Consider the following 2,604-nt stretch of genomic DNA (forward strand, 5'->3'; position numbering starts at 1 on the left):
TGCGCATTTCGCGGAAGTTGGGCAGTGATTTCGCGCGATCTCGGGCACGCGTTTCACGGCATCGCGGGCAGCCATTTCGCGCCCTCGGGCAGGCTGGCCAACGGGTGTTATTGAGTCAGGGCTGAAGGCTTTGGTCAAGCAATTTCATGGTGCTCATCTTTTTTCGCATGCTGTCGCCGCTCAGGGTTAGGCGGTGAGCGTTGTGGACCAGGCGGTCGAGGATCGCATCTGCCAGGGTGGGATCGCCGATAACCTCGAACCATTGATCCACCGGAAGCTGACTGGTGACGATGGTGGAGCCCCGACCTTGTCGATCGTCGAGGATTTCCAGCAGATCGCGTCGCTCTGTTGCCGTCAGGACTGAGAGCCCCCAATCATCAAGGATGAGCAGTTCCGTACGTTCGATGGCTTTGAGAACGCGGGCATGTCGTCCGTCGCCTTTGGCTATGGCCAACATCTGGAACAGGCGGGGCACGCGATGATAGACAACCCGGCGACCATCACGGCAAGCTTTGTTGCCCAGTGCGCAGGCGATCCAGCTTTTGCCCAACCCTGTTGGCCCTGTGATCAGCAAATTTTCGTGCCGGTTGATCCAGCTGCCATCGATCAGATGCGCCATCACCGCGACATCAATGCCGCGAGGGCTGCGCATGTCGATATCTTCAACACAGGCCGCGTGGCGCAGGGCGGCAAAACGTAACCGCGTAGCCAGCTTCTTGGCGTCACGCTCTGCAGCTTCGCGATCGACGAGCAATCCCAGCCTTTCTTCAAAGCTGAGGCTTTCAAACGTCGCGCCAACGCGCCGCTGTTCATGAAGTGCCTTTGCCATACCGGAAAGCCCGATAGCCTCCAGACGGTCGCAAGTGGGATGGGACAGCAACAGTAATCTCCTCTGTCAGTGGTAATAGTTCTGGCCGCGGATGTTGCGGTGTTGCAGCGGCAGCTCTTCGGGGTCTGGTTCCAGGAAAGCCTGATCAAGACCGGTCTTCAGGATCGAGCGGATGGATGCGACCGATCGGGCCTTGATGGCGACGGCCCGGCGGCATGCGGCATCGATCCGCCGGGGCTCGAAGCTTTTGGCCAACGACAGCACGCCCAGGCAGGTTCGGAAGCCTTGTTCGGGGTGCGGCCTGTCCTGCATTACGATATCGCAAAACGCAGCCACGGAGGGCCCCAGCTTTGCGGCGCTGTTCAGAATGCGCGTCGCGGACCATTCGGCATAGCGGCGGTGCGCCGACGGCATATGCTCGGCCGCCGTGACATGACTACGCCGTCCGGGATCGCGCAGATGGCTAGCGACGCGTTTGCCACGATGGAAGATTTCTACCGTGGCATGAGTAACCCGCGCGTCCACGTCCTGCCGGATCAAGTTGAACGGCACAGAATACCAGCAGCGATCTACCTCGATGTGATAATCGGGGGCGACACGGGCCCGTTTCCAGCGCGCAAAGACATAGGGATCGGCGGGCAGCGGCTGCAAGTTCGGACGATCCAATGTGGCGAACAAATCAGCGCGACTGGCGCCATAGTCACGCATGACGCGCATGTTCAATTCGTCGAGCAATGGCCGGATGGCAGTGTTCAGCTCGGCTAGTGAGAAGAACCTGCGATTGCGCAACCTTGCCAGGATCCAGCGCTGGGCGACTTGCACGGCTACCTCGACTTTGGCCTTGTCTTTTGGCTTTCGCACGCGCGCCGGCAGGATTGCTGTGCCGTAGTACCCGGCCATTTCAGCATAGGTCCGGTTCAAGCCGGGATCATAGCGGTCCGGCTTAATCACAGCCGATTTCAGGTTGTCGGGTACGACCACCTTCGGCACACCGCCCAGATAGGCAAACATCCCCACATGGGCCGCAATCCAATCCTCCAGCCCTTCGCTGGCAACAGCCAAGGCGTAGGTATAGCTTGAGGCCCCCATCGCTGCGACGAACAGCTTGGCCGCTTTCACCTCACCGGTTGCCGGGTCAACGATCTCGATCGTGTCGCCGGAGAAGTCGACAAACACCTTTTCGCCGCCCACATGCGTTTGCCGCATGCTCGGCCGTACACGGCCTTTCCACGCGTCAAAGTGGGTGCAAAACCATGTGTAGCCAAATCCGTGGGGGTGCTGTGCCCGGTATTCCTGCCACAGCAACATGCGCGTGACCCCGCGCTTGCGCAGTTCCTGATCAATTACGGCCCAATCCGGAACTGGCCGGTCTGGATCGGCCACGTCTGAAGCGTTCGGGAATAGCAGCAGCTCAAGGCTGTCATCATCCAGCCCCTCCGGCAGGGGCCAGCCCAGTCCAGCATCCCGGGCGCGCCGCAGGTACGTGCCCACACTCCCTTTCCCAAGCCCAAGCGAGGACGCAATCGCCCGCTCACTCAGCCCTTGGGCAAACTTCAATCGCAAAACGTCGCGAATACGGCGCATGGTCAAACGTCCTGTCGGCATTCCAATCCTCCTGTGTTTCAGGAGGCGGAGTAACTGCAGTTCGTTGGTCATGCCTGCCCGCGATCGCGCGAAATCAGTGCCCGCGATCGTGTGAAATAGGTGCCCGGCTTCCCGTGAAATCGCTGCCCGCGATCAGATGAAATCAGTGCCCGCGATCACGCGAAACGCGC

General features: G+C 60.3%; 2 protein-coding genes. Both read right to left on the minus strand.

The genetic code is table 11. The annotated features are described in order from the left end of the window. Positions 1–115: 115 nt before the first annotated feature. Positions 116–880 carry an IS21-like element helper ATPase IstB gene (istB, locus tag SX1_RS22100; protein WP_006956108.1) on the minus strand — a complete coding sequence of 255 codons (765 nt, stop codon included), beginning with the start codon at positions 878–880 and terminating at the stop codon, positions 116–118. A gap of 15 nt (positions 881–895) precedes the next feature. Continuing rightward, positions 896–2,434, minus strand: coding sequence for an IS21 family transposase (istA, locus tag SX1_RS22105; protein WP_007200412.1), 1,539 nt, complete (start codon positions 2,432–2,434; stop codon positions 896–898). Positions 2,435–2,604 lie beyond the last annotated feature (170 nt).

This window comes from Sphingobium xenophagum NBRC 107872, assembly GCF_000367345.1.
Taxonomy (GTDB): Bacteria; Pseudomonadota; Alphaproteobacteria; order Sphingomonadales; family Sphingomonadaceae; genus Sphingobium; species Sphingobium xenophagum.